Origin of the sequence: Streptomyces sp. NBC_00285 (assembly GCF_036174265.1) — a bacterium.
In the GTDB taxonomy this organism is placed as follows: Bacteria; Actinomycetota; Actinomycetes; order Streptomycetales; family Streptomycetaceae; genus Streptomyces.
Window position 1 is genome coordinate 6,311,976 of sequence record NZ_CP108055.1, and the last position, 14,299, is coordinate 6,326,274.

Annotated in this window: 15 protein-coding genes; 7 read left to right on the top strand and 8 right to left on the bottom strand. The window is 69.8% G+C overall.

Going from position 1 to position 14,299, the window contains the following annotated elements; all coding sequences use genetic code 11:
* The 4 genes from OHT57_RS29295 to OHT57_RS29310 all read right to left on the bottom strand — a co-directional run bounded on the left by OHT57_RS29295 (position 1) and on the right by OHT57_RS29310 (position 4,392).
* Complete coding sequence (locus OHT57_RS29295) at positions 1-795, bottom strand: ABC transporter permease (protein WP_328749539.1); 795 nt, start codon at positions 793-795, stop codon at positions 1-3.
* Positions 792-1,748 carry an ABC transporter ATP-binding protein gene (locus OHT57_RS29300; RefSeq protein ID WP_328749540.1) on the bottom strand — a complete coding sequence of 319 codons (957 nt, stop codon included), beginning with the start codon at positions 1,746-1,748 and terminating at the stop codon, positions 792-794. Before OHT57_RS29300 ends, OHT57_RS29295 begins: the two co-directional genes overlap by 4 nt.
* 117 nt (positions 1,749-1,865) lie before the next feature.
* Complete coding sequence (locus tag OHT57_RS29305) at positions 1,866-3,665, bottom strand: sensor histidine kinase (protein WP_328749541.1); 1,800 nt, start codon at positions 3,663-3,665, stop codon at positions 1,866-1,868.
* The gene (locus OHT57_RS29310; protein WP_328749542.1) at positions 3,655-4,392 is read right to left on the bottom strand and encodes a response regulator transcription factor; all 738 of its coding nucleotides are present in this window, start codon (positions 4,390-4,392) and stop codon (positions 3,655-3,657) included. The genes OHT57_RS29305 and OHT57_RS29310 overlap by 11 nt, the downstream gene beginning before the upstream one ends.
* 105 nt (positions 4,393-4,497) lie before the next feature.
* Between OHT57_RS29310 and OHT57_RS29315 the strand changes: the two genes are divergently transcribed.
* Genes OHT57_RS29315 through OHT57_RS29330 form a run of 4 tightly spaced genes read left to right on the top strand, consistent with a single transcriptional unit; the run spans position 4,498 to position 7,841 of the window.
* Positions 4,498-4,695, top strand: coding sequence for a hypothetical protein (locus OHT57_RS29315; RefSeq protein WP_328749543.1), 198 nt, complete (start codon positions 4,498-4,500; stop codon positions 4,693-4,695).
* Positions 4,682-5,923, top strand: a complete 1,242-nt coding sequence (locus OHT57_RS29320; RefSeq protein WP_328749544.1) for a hypothetical protein — start codon at positions 4,682-4,684, stop codon at positions 5,921-5,923. The genes OHT57_RS29315 and OHT57_RS29320 overlap by 14 nt, the downstream gene beginning before the upstream one ends.
* Positions 5,920-6,612 carry an ABC transporter ATP-binding protein gene (locus OHT57_RS29325; RefSeq protein WP_328749545.1) on the top strand — a complete coding sequence of 231 codons (693 nt, stop codon included), beginning with the start codon at positions 5,920-5,922 and terminating at the stop codon, positions 6,610-6,612. Before OHT57_RS29320 ends, OHT57_RS29325 begins: the two co-directional genes overlap by 4 nt.
* Positions 6,609-7,841: an ABC transporter permease gene (locus OHT57_RS29330; protein ID WP_328749546.1), complete on the top strand. Its 1,233-nt coding sequence runs from the start codon at positions 6,609-6,611 to the stop codon at positions 7,839-7,841. The genes OHT57_RS29325 and OHT57_RS29330 overlap by 4 nt, the downstream gene beginning before the upstream one ends.
* A gap of 66 nt (positions 7,842-7,907) precedes the next feature.
* Here OHT57_RS29330 and OHT57_RS29335 read toward each other — a convergent pair whose 3' ends face one another.
* Together OHT57_RS29335 and OHT57_RS29340 are read right to left on the bottom strand one after the other, a co-directional pair.
* Complete coding sequence (locus OHT57_RS29335) at positions 7,908-8,492, bottom strand: hypothetical protein (protein ID WP_328749547.1); 585 nt, start codon at positions 8,490-8,492, stop codon at positions 7,908-7,910.
* A gap of 262 nt (positions 8,493-8,754) precedes the next feature.
* Positions 8,755-9,636, bottom strand: coding sequence for a LysR family transcriptional regulator (locus OHT57_RS29340; RefSeq protein WP_328749548.1), 882 nt, complete (start codon positions 9,634-9,636; stop codon positions 8,755-8,757).
* 156 nt (positions 9,637-9,792) lie between these two features.
* Between OHT57_RS29340 and OHT57_RS29345 the strand changes: the two genes are divergently transcribed.
* The gene (locus tag OHT57_RS29345; RefSeq protein WP_443053499.1) at positions 9,793-10,338 is read left to right on the top strand and encodes a DUF6817 domain-containing protein; all 546 of its coding nucleotides are present in this window, start codon (positions 9,793-9,795) and stop codon (positions 10,336-10,338) included.
* Between the two features lie 66 nt (positions 10,339-10,404).
* Positions 10,405-12,135 (top strand): 3-oxosteroid 1-dehydrogenase, encoded by a 1,731-nt coding sequence (kstD, locus tag OHT57_RS29350; RefSeq protein WP_328749550.1) that lies wholly within the window; start codon positions 10,405-10,407, stop codon positions 12,133-12,135.
* On the opposite strand, the gene OHT57_RS29355 is transcribed toward kstD, so the two are convergent.
* Both OHT57_RS29355 and OHT57_RS29360 read right to left on the bottom strand, forming a co-directional pair.
* Positions 12,132-12,785 (bottom strand): class I SAM-dependent methyltransferase, encoded by a 654-nt coding sequence (locus OHT57_RS29355; protein ID WP_328749551.1) that lies wholly within the window; start codon positions 12,783-12,785, stop codon positions 12,132-12,134. The genes kstD and OHT57_RS29355 overlap by 4 nt on opposite strands.
* A 158-nt stretch (positions 12,786-12,943) precedes the next feature.
* Positions 12,944-13,147 (bottom strand): cold-shock protein, encoded by a 204-nt coding sequence (locus OHT57_RS29360; RefSeq protein ID WP_003998944.1) that lies wholly within the window; start codon positions 13,145-13,147, stop codon positions 12,944-12,946.
* Positions 13,148-13,431: 284 nt separating this feature from the next.
* On the opposite strand from OHT57_RS29360, the gene OHT57_RS29365 reads away from it, so the two are divergent.
* Complete coding sequence (locus OHT57_RS29365; protein WP_328749552.1) at positions 13,432-14,280, top strand: menaquinone biosynthetic enzyme MqnA/MqnD family protein; 849 nt, start codon at positions 13,432-13,434, stop codon at positions 14,278-14,280.
* Positions 14,281-14,299: the final 19 nt, after the last annotated feature.

Sequence of the window (14,299 nt, forward strand, 5' to 3'; positions counted from 1 at the left end):
CTAGCTCGCAGCCCGGGTCCGGTAGAGACGCCGCGACCAGAGGTAGCCGACCAGCCCGATCACCACACACCAGCCGATGGCCCAGAGCACGTCCGAACCATCGGGCGATCCGGCCAGCAGACCGCGGAAAGCGTTCATGATCGGCGTGAACGGCTGGTACTCGGCGAACCACCGCAGCCCGGTCGGCATCGACTCCACCGGCACGAACCCGCTGCCCACGAACGGCAGAATGATGAAGATCATCGGCCAGTTACTCGCGGCCTCCGGGTTCGGGCTGACCAGCCCCAACGCCACGGTGAACCAGGTCATCGCGAACGACAGCAGCGCAAGCAGCCCGACAAGGCCCAACCACTGCATCGCCGAGGCGGCTGTCTCCAGACCCAGCAGGAACGCCACCCCGAAGACCGTTGCGAGTGCCAGCGCAGTCTGGACCATCGCGCCCAGCACATGGCCGGTGAGCACCGAGACCTTGGCGATGGCCATGGTTCGGAACCGGTCGATGATTCCGCCTGTCATGTCGGTGGCGACCGAGACCGCGGTGCTGATGGACACGCTCGCCACCGCCATCACCAAGATCCCCGGAGTGATGAACGTCAGGTAGTCGCCGCGGTCCCCCGCCGGGGCTCCGGGCAGACCGGCGCCCATGGCGCCTCCGAAGACGTAGACGAACAGCAGCAGGAACAACAGCGGCAGGCCGATCAGCATCAGCGTCTGCGATGGGTACCGGGCCATGTGCTTCAGGTTGCGGCGCAGCATGGTCGCCGAATCGCGGACGGCATACGTCGCGCTATTCATGCCGACACCTCCTCGGGAGACTCGTCGGCGGTGGAGTGGTCGGTCAGAGCCAGGAATACGTCATCCAGGTCCGCGGTGTGCACAGCGAGCCCGGTGACGGCGTCGTCGTCGATCCCGGCCAACAGCCGTCGCAAAGTGGTGAGGCGGCCGTCGTGCGGCAGGGTCAGGGTGAGCCCCGCGGCGTTCGCGTTCGCCCCGGGGAACTGGCGCGCCAACTCGGCCAGCCGCTCACTGTCGGTGGCCTGAAGCGCGACATGACCGCCGGGGACCAGCCGCTTCAGCTCGGCCGCGGTGCCCTCGGCGACCAGTCGGCCCCCGTCGAGCACACCGATCCGGTCGGCAAGCTGGTCGGCCTCCTCCAGGTACTGGGTGGTGAGAAAGACGGTCACCCCGTCGGCCACCAGCTCCCGCACGATCCCCCACAGGTCACGGCGGCTGCGCGGGTCGAGGCCGGTGGTCGGCTCGTCGAGAAAGATCAGCCGAGGCCCGCCCACCAGGGTCATGGCCAGGTCCAGCCGCCGCTTCATACCGCCGGAGTACGTCACCGCGCGCCGGTCGGCGGCATCAACCAGGTGGAACCGCTCCAGCAGTTGCTCCGCCACGCTTTCCGCATGGCGCCGTTCGAGGTGACCGAGGTCGGCCATCAGCCGCAGATTTTCCCGCCCGGTCAGTAACTCGTCCACGGCGGAGAACTGCCCGGTCACTCCGATCGACGCACGAACCTGGTCTGCCTCGCGGCGCAAGTCGTACCCGGCGACCCGAGTTTCACCGGCGTCCGCAGGGAGCAACGTGGACAGGATCCGGACTGTGGTGGTCTTGCCGGCCCCGTTGGGTCCGAGCAGGGCGTAGACGGTGCCTGCGGGGACGGTGAGGTCGACCCCGGCGACCACCTCGTGGTCGCCGTACGACTTGCGCAGCCCGGCGACCTCGATCGCACTGGTTCTTGTCGTCATGCCGACCATGCTGAGAGGTTGCCCCTGCGTCAGGGTCAACTGTTGCAGCTACATGGCCTCCCACCCGGTGATCGATTCCTTAGTCCGGAAGAGTACTGACGCCCTGAACCGCCTTGTTCAGCCGGGCAGTTGGAGAGTGAAGACCGTCTCGGTTCCGGGGGAGCTGGTGACGCTGAGGCTGCCGCCGTGGGCCTCGGTGAACCGGCGGGCGATGGAGAGGCCGAGGCCGCTGCCGCCGGTGTGCCGGTTGCGGGACTTCTCGGCGCGCCAGAACCGGTCGAAGACATGCGGCAGATCCTCCGGGCCGATGCCGGAACCGGTGTCGCTGACCTGGATCAGGACGGTGTTCCCGGTCCGGCGGGACCGCACGGTGACACTGCCGCCGGGGGGAGTGTGGCGTACGGCGTTGGACACCAGGTTGCCGACGGCCTGGCGCAGCCGCATGGGGTCGGCGTACAGCTCGGTGTCACCGTCGGTGCGGACGTCCAGGGTGATGCGCGCGCTCTGGGCCTGGCCGCCGTGGGCGGTGGCGACGTGGTGCAGGAGGTCGCCCGCGTCCAGGAGCTCACGGTGCAGCTGGAGCGTGCCGGCCTCGGCCGCCGCCAGGTCCCGGAGGTCGTCGATGATGTGCTGGAGCAGCAGGGTCTCCTCCAGCAGTACCGAGGTCACGTCGTCGTCCGGGGTGAGCACACCGTCCTGGGTGGCTTCCAGCCAGCTGCGGATGGTGCTGAGCGGTGTCCGCAGTTCGTGGGCGATGTCGCTGACCATGGCCTTGCGCTGCTCCTCGGTGCGTTCCCGGTGCTCGAAGAGGTCGTTGAAGGCGGCGGTGAGGTGGCCGATCTCGTCGCCGGTGGTCACCGGGACGCGGAGCTGCGGGCGGCCCGGGTTCCGTACGGCGCTGGTGAGCGCGCGCAGCGGTCTGACCAGGCGGACGCCGATCACCACGGTCACCGTCATGGTGAGCACGAGGACGAGGGCGACGACCCCGACGATGCGGATGGTGTTGGCCTGCGACAGGTCGAAGCCCGGAACCGCCGATCCGGCCGGTTCACTGACGAACAGCTGTGCCGCCGGGGCGACGTAGGAGGCGAGCTGTTCCCGGCGGCTGGAGTTGACACAGTTCTGCGCGGCCGGGGCCTCGGCGGCGCCCGGCTTGGGGGAGAGCGTCAGATCGAGCACCACGGTCGGCCGGCCCTGATGCGCCAGACAGGTCTTGATCAGCTTGTTGAGGCTGTCGAGAGCCTTCAGCTCGCCCGGTGTCGCGAGTGCGAGCTGGAGCGTGGATTCGCACCTGCCCAGGGCGTAGGCCTGCTTGGTGTCGTCGCCGGTCTCGATGCTGGGGTGACCGCTGAGCGAGACGGAGACCTTGGCGGGGAAGCCGTATTTGATCACGCAGTCCCTGAGCGTGTTCGCGTTCCTGAGGAGATCCTGGCGCTGTGCGGCGGAAAGCCGGAACGGGCCGAGGACACGGGGGTCGATACGGTCGGCGCCGGCGTCGGGGAACAGCGCGGGGTCGACCTGGAGCGGGTCGATGACCGCGAACGCACGGTCGGGCAGCGGCGATGTGCCGGGCGCGGAGTCCGCGATCGTCCGGCGGCCGTGGTCCTGGGCGGTGAGGGTGATACGCCGGTTGGTCCGGTCGGCGAGCCGGCTGACCGTCCGTGTGACTCCGTCCCAACTCGGGTGGACGGCGGCGTAGTCGGTGAGCACCTTGTAGATGTCCGTGTCGTCGGAGAGGACCTGCCCCTGCTCCTGGCGGATCGCGCTGGTGGTGGTCCGTACCGCGAGCCAGGCGGTGGCGGTGATCGCGCAGAGGGCGATGAGAAGCGAGGAAGCCAGCAGCCTGACCAGCAGACTCCTGCGCAGCGGCACCCTGGTCTCGGGGGTCTCGGCGTACACCGCGGGCTCAGTGCGCACGGTGGCTCTCGGGGCCGTCAGCGATCTTGTAGCCGACCCCGAAGACGGTCAGCAGGAGGACCGGCTGCTTCGGGTCGGCTTCGAGCTTCTTGCGCAGGTTCAGGATGTGCACGTCGATGGAGCGCTCGGTGATGAAGCGGTCGGACCCGCGGGTCCGGGTCAGCAACTGCCGCCGGGTGAAGACCCGTTCGGGCTCGGCGGCCATGGCCGCCAGGACCTCGAACTCCCCGGGGGTGCATTCCACCTGCCGCCCGCCGAGGTGGACGGTGTGCCGGACCGGATCCACCGAGAGGGCGCCGGCCCGCAGGACCGGGTCGGTCTGCCGGCGGTCGTCCGGTACGGCGGCGCTGTCGCCGGTACGCCGACTGCGCCTCAGCAGGGTGCGGATACGGGCCATCAGCTCACGGGGGCTGTAGGGCTTGGTCATGTAGTCGTCGGCGCCGAGGTCGAGGCCGAGCAGCAGGTCCTCCTCGGTGGCGCGGGCGGTCAGCATCAGCACCGGGAGGCCGGACGACTCCCCCCGCAGAATGCGGCAGACGTCCAGGCCGTCGACCACCGGCATCATCACGTCGAGGACGAGCAGATCGGGCGGTCGGCGGCGGGCCTCGTCGATCGCGGCACGTCCGTCGTGCACCACCAGGGCGGTGTGGCCCTCGCGTTCCAGATAGCGCCGGATCACCGTGGCCTGTCTGACGTCGTCCTCGGCCACCAGGACATGTGCGCACATGCTGCCGACCATAGGGCGGGGCGCTGCGATTCAGACAGGTTTTTGATGGCAGCCTGACGGGATCCTCATATCGCTCGGCCATGGTGGCCGCCATGCCGAACATCAATGACCGGCCAGGCCTTGAAGAACCCGCATTGCGCGGATGACTTCCGCGAATGGATCAGGTGCATGAACTCCGAGGGGCTCAAGGTTGTCGGGCTGCCCGACAATGCGGGCTGGAACTACGCGTCCAACGACCAGCCGATCAATTCGGATGAAATCGAGAGCAGTTGCCGGCTGGAGGCATGCAGTGCGAGGAAGTGAGCACGCTCAGGCCGACGAGCCGCCCGGCAGCGCGACGCCGGGGAAAGCGCGGAAACGGGTCGTCATCGCGGTGGCCGCACTGCTCACGGCAGGCGTGGTGGGGGTCAGCCTGGCCGGGGTGAGGAGTGCTGGGAAGCCGTCGGGCGCCGCGGCGAGCGGTGCGCCCCGGGTGAGCACCGTCGCGGTGGTCAGGACCGACCTGTCCAGCACCCTCTCGCTGCACGGAACCCTGGGCTACGGCAGGGCCGTATCGGTGAAGGGCGGCAAGGAGGGCCTGGTCACCCAGCTGCCGGCGGTGGGGGCCAAGGTGTCCAGGGGCAGGTCGCTGTACCGGCTGGACGATCGTCCGGTGCCGGTGTTCTACGGGACCACACCGCTGTTCCGCCCCCTGGACACCAGGGGTCTCATGGGCAGGGACGTCAAGGTGGTCGCGGACAACCTCAGGGCGCTCGGCTACGACATCGGCGCCCAGCCGGCGTCGGGCAGTTGGGTCGCGCAGCGGCCGGAGCCGACCGGCGCCGCGAGCGCCTCGCCGTCCCCGTCGCCCTCGGCGTCCCCCTCCCCCTCCCCGTCGCCGTCCTATGTCCGGGTCAAGCCCGGCGAGGGGGTGCTCACCGCCTCCCTGATCGCGGCGGTCGGGCGGTGGCAGACCCAGGTCGGTATGCCCTCCACCGGGGTCCTCGGCGCCGGCGACGTGGCGGTGCTGCCGGGCGAGGTACGGGTCGGTGCCGTACAGGCGCAGCCCGGCGACCCGGCCACCGGAACGCTGATGTCGGTCACCGGTACCGCCAAGTCGGTGTCGGTGCCGATGGCCGCGACCGACGTCGACTCCATCCAGCAGGGTGACAAGGCGACCGTGACGCTGCCCGACAACTCCGAGGCCCATGGCGCCGTCTCCGCCATCAGCACGGATGCCCAGGCCTCCGACCAGGCAGGTGGTGACTCCGGCGGCACAGCGCAGCTGGTGGTGACCGTCTCGCTGGACAGTACGGCGGCGCTGCGCCGCCTCAACTCCGCACCCGTACAAGTGCAGTTCACCGGGGAGACCAAGAAGGGCGTACTGGCCGTGCCGGTCGGCGCACTGCTCGCGCTGAGCGGCGGCGGTTACGCGCTCCAGCTCCCCGGCGGCCGTCTGCTGGCCGTCGAGACGGGGATGTTCGCCAAGGGACTGGTGGAAGTGAGCGGCACCGGCATCACCGCGGGCACCAAGGTGGCAACGGCCTCATGACCGACCGCACACCTCCGGTACTCACCGTCCGCAACGCGAGCATGGCGTATCCCGGCGGGGTCAACGCGCTGGACGATGTCTCGCTGGCCATCGGGACCGGTGAACTGCTGGCCATCGTCGGACCTTCCGGGTCCGGCAAGTCCACTCTGCTGAACATCATGGGCACCCTGGACCGGCCGACGAGCGGCACCGTGGAGATCGGCGGCCGGGACGTCTCCTCGCTCTCCGACCGGCGGTTGTCCGCGCTGCGTGGCCGCTGGCTCGGCTTCGTCTTCCAGCAGTTCCATCTCACCGAGGGGCTGACCGCAGCCGAGAACGTCGCCACCGGTCTGCTCTACGCGGGTGTGCCACGCGGCCGGCGCCGTCCGCTGGCGCTGGAGGCGCTGGCCCGGGTCGGCCTGGGCCACCGGGCCGGACACCTCTCGCACCAGCTCTCCGGCGGTGAACGCCAGCGCGTCGCCATCGCCCGGGCTCTGGTCAACAACCCCGCGCTGGTGCTCGCCGACGAGCCCACCGGCGCGCTGGACACCGCCAACGGACGGGCCGTCCTCGAACTGCTGACCGAGCTGAACGACGAGGGCACCACCATCGCGATCATCACCCACGACCGGGACATCGCCGAGCGGCTGCCCCGCCGGGTGGAGATCCTCGACGGGCGCCTCGTCGCCGACACGTATGAGGGGCCATGAACACCACCGGGAACACCACCGTCACCGAAGCGAACAGCAGGCCGGTACGGCTGGCCCCGCTGGATCTTCTGGGGCTGGGTCTGCTCGGCATCCGTACCCGGAAGATGCGGGCCGCGCTGTCGGCCCTGGGCATCTCGATCGGCATCGCCACCATGATCGTCGTCACCGGGATCCCGGCCTCCAGCCAGAAGGCGCTGCTGAACGAGCTCTCGGCGATGGGCACCAACATGCTCCAGGCGCAGCCGGTCCCCAATCCGAACTCACCGGTGCTGCTCCCGCCGGAATCGGTGGACATGGTCCGCCGTATCGGTCCGGTCACCATGGCCAGTGCCGTCGCCAACACCCATGCCACCGTGCACCGTTCGGACCGTGTCGACCCCAGCGACTACGCCGGACTCACCATCCTGGCCAGCGAGGTCAACCTGCTCCCGGCCATCAACGCCGAGGTGCGGTCGGGCCGCTTCCTCAACGCCGCCACCGAGAGGTTCCCCACCGCGGTGCTCGGTTCGGTCGCCGCCACCCGGCTCGGCTTCGCGAAGCTGAACGACCGGGGACCCACCCCGCAGATCTACATCAACGATCGCTGGTTCACGGTCGTCGGCATCCTTGCCCGGACCCCGCTCTCCCCCGACATCGACCGCTCGGTACTCGTCGGATGGGACGCCGCCCGCACCCAGTTGAAGTTCGACGGACACCCCACGGTGATCTACATCAAGGCCAGGGAATCCGCCATGGAGGCGGTCCGGGGCGTGCTGCCCGCCACGGTCTACCCGGAACTGCCCGGCATGGTCCAGATCAGCCGCCCGTCCGACGCGCTGGCCGCGAAGCGCGCCACCCAGACCACCTTCTCCGCCCTCTTCCTGGGACTCGCCGGAGTCGCGCTGCTGGTCGGCGGTATCGGAGTGGCCAACACCATGGTCATCTCGGTCCTCGAACGCCGCCGTGAGATCGGCCTGCGCCGCGCGCTGGGCGCCAACCGGGGCCAGATCCGCGGCCAGTTCCTCACCGAGTCCGTCGTACTGTCCGCGCTCGGCGGCGTGGCCGGTACGGTCCTCGGCGTCCTGGCCACCGTCGGCTACGCCACCTACCAGCACTGGCCGCCGGTCGTCCCGCTCACCTCGGTGGCGGAAGGGTTCGGTGGCGCCGTACTCGTCGGCATGATCGCCGGTGTCTACCCGTCCATCAGGGCCGCCCGCCTCACCCCCACCGAGGCCCTCGCGTCAGCATGAACGAACCGACCCACATGGAAGAAGGGCGTTGGGCCGTCGGACGGCCCAACGCCCTTGCGTATGCGCCTACTTCTGGAAGGCCTTCACCTGGCAGGCGGTTTCGATCTCATTGAAGTGCGGAGGATTCGGCTGGCTCTGGTCGTAGGAGTAGTCGGAGCCGCCGACCATGGTGGCCCTGATGCCGTGGGCGTTGAGGCACTTCACCATGACCCGCAGGTCGTCGGAGTAGTCCGGATTCTGGGCCGGGTCCAGCTCCGGCGGCGTAATCGGCTGCTTCGACGCGCAGGCCTTCGCTCCGGCCTTCTCGGCCGGGGTGGTCGGCGCCCCCTTCAGCGGCCCGCCCTTCGCCCTCAGGCAGGCGTTCCAGCTGTCCCACATCCGGTTGGTGTCCTCGGTGGAGCTGTCCAGCCGGATGACGGGGCGGCCGGCGTCGGGGTCCGTTGTCCGCGTCGGTGTCCCAACTGCCTTGCCCGGGCTCGCGATCGAGGCGACATCGCTGTCGCCGGCAATGCCTGTGTCACTCCCGCTGCCCGAGCCGCCGCCACCGCACGCGGTGAGGACGACGAGGCCCGTTGCGCCGATGGCGGTGAACAGGGCTGCCCGCGCGGAGAGGCCGGGAACCGGCCGGCTGTGATGAGAGGGGTTCGTCATGGCGGCCACTGTCGCCGAACGATATGAGGGTCCTGTCAGATTGCTGACAAGGGCCTGTCTGAACCCGTCCGGGCAGCCGGCCCCGGGCCTCCGTACGAACAGTCGGTCGCCGACAGGCAAGGCGCCCGGCAACGGCCCAGCCACCGCGATCGGTCGTGGGCCGCCCACGACCGATGGAACAGAACTGATGTCGGCTTTCGCGGCGGCTGTGCTCTTGGGCATCGCCTTCATCATCCACGCCACCGAAACGTCGACCGGTGGTTCAGCGAGATTCCGCCACGGTGTCCGCGAACGCGCGCGCCGGCGGCGACAGCGCGTCCCAACGGCGTACCGCCCAGCCGACGGAGAGCGGACGCAGGGCGGGGACGGGAACCAGACGCAGGTCACCCCGGCCCGGTACGTCCAGCCCCGGCAACGCGGGCACCACCGCCCGCCCCAGCCCCAGTTCGGCCAGCAACAGTGCTGTGTCCCAGTCGGCCACGCTGGTGTCGAAAGCGAGCTGTACCCCCAACTCCGCGCAGGCCGAGTCCAGATGGGCCGCGGAGGTGGAGTCCGGGGGAAGACGGATCAGGCGTACGTCCCCCAACTCGGCCGCCTCGACGCACGTCCGGGACGCGAGAGGGTCGTCGGCCCGCACCGCCAGGACCCACGGCAGCTCCATGACCGGCCGCTGCTCGATGCCCCGCACCGACGGGCCCAGCGTGATCCACGCCAGGTCGAGGCTGCTGTCGGCCAGCGCGTCGAAGCAGGCCCGGCTGGAGCTCTCGGTCCTGAACTCCAGCCTGACGTCGGGGCGTTGCCGCCGGAAGGCCACCACCGCGTCCGACATGAAGTGCCGTACGGTCGTCGCGCCCGTCGCCACCCGGACCGACCCGCTCTCGCCGTCGACCAACTCACGCAGACGGCGCAGGGCGAGATCAAGACCCGCGATGCCGTCCGCCGCGGCCGCCTCCAACACCCGCCCTGCCTGCGTCGGTACGACTCCCCGAGGCTGCCGCTCTAGCAGACCGACCCCCGTCTCCCGCTCCAGCCGCTTCACGTGCTGGCTCACCGCGGACTGCGTGCAGTCCAGCTCACGGGCCACCGCACTGAGGCTTCCGGCGCGGCACACGGCCACGAAGACACGCAGGTCGTCGAGGGTCATGACACCCAAGCTAACACTTGGGTCCTGCGGCAAATCTTTAGGATTGACTGGGGTGAGCGCCCGTACGACGATCTCCTCAGGGCCCGGGCGGCAACCCGCTCCCAACCCGGGAGGAGCGGGTGCCGACCCAACCCACCCCTTCTGCCGAGGAGTTCGGTGCCCGTGCAGGCGATCACCACCGACGAAGCCAGAGCCCTGTTACGGCGGCTCGGCGCCGACCGCACTCCCCACCCCGGCGGCACCCTCCTCGCCCACCTCGAACGCGTCCGCGTCCAACTCGCCCTCTGGGACGCCCGCTTCGACCTCCAGGTCGCCGGCCTCTGCCATGCCTTCTACGGCACCGACGGCTTCCCCGCCGGCTTACTCCCGCTCGATCGGCGCTCCGAACTCGCGGCCGTGATCGGCCCGGACGCCGAAGCGATCGTGCACTTCTACGCGAGCTGCGACCGCAAGGCGACGTACCCCCATTTCCTGGAGCCGCGATTCCGGGACCGGTTCACCGGACGGACGTACGCCCCCGACCCCCTCCTGTGCAGGGACTTCGCCGAGCTCACCGCCGCCAACGAGCTCGACCTCGCCCGCCGGGACCCCGCCTTCCGGGAGCGGTGGGGACCCGAACTCCTCGCTTTACTCACCCGGTTCAGACCGTTCCTCAGTCAACTCGCCTGGCGGGACACCCTTGTCGTCCTGCACGCATATTGACTTCTCAAGACCCCCGCGCGACGTTCCGGACCCTTCGTCCATACCAACCGCAGGGGGGACCCGACCATGAGCGTGACCCGAAGACACCTGCTGGCGACCGGCGCCGGACTGGCAGTCGCCGCCGGAGTCCAACAGGGCGTCAGTGCCGCCGACTTGCCGTTGCTCGGCACCTACGACGTCGTCGTCATAGGCTCCGGTGCCGCCGGCATGACCGCCGCGCTCACCGCGGCCAAGCAGGGGCTCAGCGTCGTGGTCCTGGAGAAGGCGCCCACCTTCGGGGGGTCCGCCGCCCGATCCGGCGCCGGGATCTGGATCCCCAACAACCCCGTCATCCTGGCCGCCGGAGTCCCGGACACCCCGGCCAAGGCGGCCGCCTATCTCACCGCCGTCGTCGGACCGGGCGTCCCCGCCGCCCGTCGGCAGTCCTTCCTCGCGCACGGCCCCGCGATGATCTCCTTCGTCCTCGCCAACAGCCCGCTCCGGTTCCGCTGGATGGAGGGGTACAGCGACTACTACCCCGAGCTGCCCGGCGGCCTCCCCAACGGCCGCTCCATCGAGCCCGACCAGCTCGACGGCAACATCCTCGGCGCCGAACTCGCCCACCTGAACCCGCCGTACCTCGCAGTCCCCGCAGGGCTCGTCGTGTTCAGCACCGACTACAAGTGGCTCGCCCTGTCCGCCGTGAGCGTCAAGGGCGCCGCCGTCGCCGCCGAGTGCCTGGCGCGGGGCACGAAGGCGGCCGTACTCGGGCAGAAGCCGCTCACCATGGGACAGTCGCTGGCAGCCGGGCTGCGCAAGGGGCTCCTGGACGCCGGCGTGCCCGTCCGGCTCAACACCCCGCTCACCGAGCTGTACGTCGAGAGCGGGACCGTCACCGGTGCGGTGACCCCTGGCGGCCTCTACCGCGCGCGGCGAGGCGTGATCGTCGGGTCCGGCGGCTTCGAGCACAACGCGGCGATGCGGGCCCAGTACCAGCGGCAGCCCATCGGCACGGAGTGGACCGTCGGCGCGAAGGAGAACACGGGCGACGGCATCCGGGCGGGCCAACACGTCGGCGGCGACCTGGCGTTGATGGACGACGCGTGGTGGGGCCCGGCCATCCCGCTGCCCGACGAGCCGTACTTCTGCCTCGCCGAACGCACCCTGCCCGGCGGGCTCGTCGTGAACGCGGCCGGGCGGCGCTTCGTCAACGAGGCCGCCCCCTACAGCGACGTCGTCCACACGATGTACGACCGCAACCCGACCGACCCCGACATCCCGTCCTGGCTGGTCGTCGACCAGAACTACCGCAACCGGTACCTCTTCAAGGACGTCGCGCCGACCTTCGTCCTCCCCGACGACTGGTACAGCTCGGGTGCCGCCCACAAGGCCTGGACGGTCGACGCCCTCGCCACCTCCATCGGCGTCCCCGCCGCCGCCCTGCGCTCCACCGTCGACCGCTTCAACTCCCTCGCACTGAAGGGCGACGACACGGACTTCGGGCGGGGCGACAGCGCCTACGACCACTACTACACGGACCCGTCCGTCCTCCCCAACTCCTGCCTGGCACCCCTGTGGCTGCCGCCCTACTACGCCTTCCGGCTCGTGCCGGGAGACCTGGGCACCAAGGGCGGCCTGGTCACCGACGCCCGCGCCCGCGTCCTACGGCCCGACGGCTCCGTCATCCCCGGCCTGTACGCCGCCGGGAACGCCAGTGCCGCCGTCATGGGTTCCAGCTACGCGGGCGCCGGCTCGACGATCGGCCCGGCGATGACGTTCGGGTACATCGCGGCCCGGGACATCGCCGGGGTGCTCTAGTCGGGAACGCTTTGGTCCCGGCGGACGATCAGTGCGGCCTGCCGGGTCGTCTCGTTGGCGTGGGGTTCGCGTACCGTCCGGGAGACGGGCGCGAACCCGGCCGCCGTCAGCAGCCCACCCATGTCCTCCGGCTGCCGCCGCAGGAAGTCCAGGGTCACCTGGTGCCCCCATGGGTTCTCGTGGCGGCGCGGCTCGTCGCCGATCTGGAAGGCGAGGAGCAGATGCCCGCCGGGTGCCAGGACCCGCCTGAACTCGGCGAAGAGGGAAGGGAGTTCATCCACAGGCGTGTGGATGGAGGAGTACCAGGACACCACGCCCGCCAGTGCGCCGTCGGGCAGGTCGAGCTCCAGCATCGACCCCCGCTCGAACCGCAGCCCCGGGTTCTCCCGCCGCGCGATCGCCAGCATCGACTCCGACAGGTCGAGCCCGAAGACGGACAGCCCGAGGGAGGCGAGGTGCGCGGTGACCCGCCCTGGCCCGCAGCCCAGGTCGGCTACCGCCCCGCCCTCGCCCACGAGGCCGGCGAATCCGGCGAACACCGCCCGGTCCAGCGGCTTGCTCGCGATCTCGTCGCTGAAGCGCTCGGCGTAGTCCTCGGCGATGGCGTCGTAGAAGGTGCGGGTGGCGGTCACGAAGTCGGTGTCGGTCATGGCGGGGGACCCTAGCGGGGGCCACTGACAACGGGTCCGGCGTAGGAAAAGGCAGGAGCCCCGCTGCCGTGCGGCCGCGGGGCTCCTTGGGTACTGCGTCAGGTCCGGATCAGAGGCAGGATCGCCTGTGAGTCGGGATCACGATGAGACGGGATCGCTCAGACGGGGGTGACGTTCTCCGCCTGCGGGCCCTTCGGCCCCTGGGTCACGTCGAAGGAGACCGCCTGGTTCTCCTCCAGCGAGCGGAAGCCGCTCGCGTTGATCGCGGAGTAGTGGACGAAGACGTCGGGTCCTCCGCCCTCCTGGGCGATGAAGCCAAAGCCCTTTTCGGCGTTGAACCACTTCACGGTTCCGGTAGCCATAAGCCCTCCTTGGGCCCAAAAGGGTTGCCCTGCTCCAGAACCTGCAAGTGTGAAAACAGTGCCGCACAACTGCATTCGTCTGAAAACGACTAGAGCCCGCGGTTACATGCTCCGCAGGCTCTGTACTGCAAGGGAAACCAAACTGCAACTTGCGGCGAGCGTAGCACGCAGGCAGCCGAAAGCAATAGAGGCCAAGATCACGTCAACCGGATGTTTGAAGATCGGGAAGAGGTGACTCCGGGGTCGAAGTTCGAAGCCTACCCCAAGGGGGCTAGTGTCGCGATGTGGACAATTCTCGCACCCGGCCGCGCGTCGGCCACATCCAGTTCCTGAACTGCCTGCCCCTGTACTGGGGGCTCGCGAGGACGGGCACGCTCCTCGACTTCGAGCTCACGAAGGACACCCCGGAGAAGCTCAGCGAGAAGCTGGTGCAGGGAGATCTCGACATCGGGCCCATCACCCTCGTCGAGTTCCTCAAGAACGCGGACGACCTGGTCGCATTCCCCGACATCGCCGTCGGCTGCGACGGGCCGGTCATGTCCTGCGTCATCGTCTCGAAGGTCCCGCTGGACGAGCTGGACGGCGCCAGGGTGGCCCTCGGGTCGACCTCGCGCACCTCGGTCCGCCTCGCCCAGCTCCTCCTCGCCGACCGCTACGGCGTCCGGCCCGACTACTACGCGTGCCCGCCCGACCTCAGCCTGATGATGCAGGAGGCGGAGGCGGCCGTACTCATCGGAGACGCGGCCCTGCGGGCGAACCTGCTCGACGGCCCGCGCTTCGGCCTGGAGGTGCACGACCTCGGCTCGCTCTGGAAGGAGTGGACCGGGTTGCCGTTCGTCTTCGCGGTGTGGGCGGCCCGGCGGGACTACCTGGAACGCGAACCGGTGATCACCCGACGCGTCCACGAGGCCTTCCTCGCCTCCCGCAACCTCTCCCTGGAGGAGGTCGGCAAGGTCGCCGAGCAGGCGGCCCGCTGGGAGGCCTTCGACGAGAAGGTCCTGGAGAAGTACTTCACGACGCTGGACTTCCGCTTCGGTGAGCCGCAGCTGGCCGCCGTCACCGAGTTCGCGCGGCGGGTCGGGCCGACGACGGGTTTCCCCGGGGACGTGAAGGTGGAACTGCTCCGGCCCTAACCTGCATCTGAAACTGATG